The 830-nt window shown below is 56.7% G+C and carries 1 protein-coding gene; it reads right to left on the minus strand.

Annotated elements, in window-relative coordinates; genetic code table 11:
• Position 1: 1 nt before the first annotated feature.
• Positions 2–774 (minus strand): IS5 family transposase gene (locus ABD104_RS30220; RefSeq protein WP_132980470.1). Its coding sequence is split into 2 segments (ribosomal slippage): positions 2–450 and positions 450–774, totalling 774 coding nucleotides; the frame shifts between segments, so codons are not numbered across the junction.
• Positions 775–830 lie beyond the last annotated feature (56 nt).

An 830-nucleotide genomic window follows, 5' to 3' on the forward strand; every position in this document is an offset into this window, starting at 1 on the left:
GCTAGGGCCTGTTAACACAACGCAGCCCATCTGCAATCAGGGCGAAATTGATGAACCCGGTAAACATGACGTCGAGTTTGTCGAAGCGGGAGAAGATTCTGCGGAAGCCTTTGAGTCGCCGAAACAGGCGCTCGACCTCGTTGCGCCGCTTATACATCTCCCGGTCGTACTGCCATGGCTGAACACGCGTCTTCAATGGCGGCACGACTGGGATGTATCCCAAATCCAAGGCCAGTTGCCGAGTCTCGTTGCCTTCGTAGGCTTTGTCCATCAGCAAGTGCAGTGGCCGATTCGGTCTGCCCAGGCGGCGCAACAGTGCCCGCCCCTGCGGGCCATCGCCGGCTTGGCCCGGCGACAGCGCGAAGATCACTGCCGTTCGAGCATCCGCGGCAACCAGATGAATCTTGGTGGTCCAGCCTCCTCGAGACTTGCCAATGCTTTGGCGGCCTTTTTTTTGAGGGCCCCCGTACCGTCCGGATGCACTTTGACTATCGTGCTGTCCAGCGACACCGCCTCGATGCGTATCCGGACAATCTGCGACTGCTGCAGTTGCTCGAACACCCGATCCAGAACGCCGCTCTTGGACCACCGGTTCATTCTCGTATAGATCGTGTGCCAGTTGCCAAAACGCTCCGGCAACCCTCTCCATTTGCAGCCGTGCTCGGCCACGTACAGGATCGCGTTCAGCACGTTCAGATTGCTCATGCTCACATTGCCCCGCTGGCGAGGAAGGCAATGCTCTATCTGCTTGAATTGGGCTTCGCTGATTTCCATCACCGAAGTATCTCTTAATTTTCATGATTAACACCATTAGTGTTAACACGACCTAG

This window comes from Pigmentiphaga daeguensis, assembly GCF_039523035.1.
Lineage (GTDB): Bacteria > Pseudomonadota > Gammaproteobacteria > Burkholderiales > Burkholderiaceae_B > Pigmentiphaga > Pigmentiphaga daeguensis.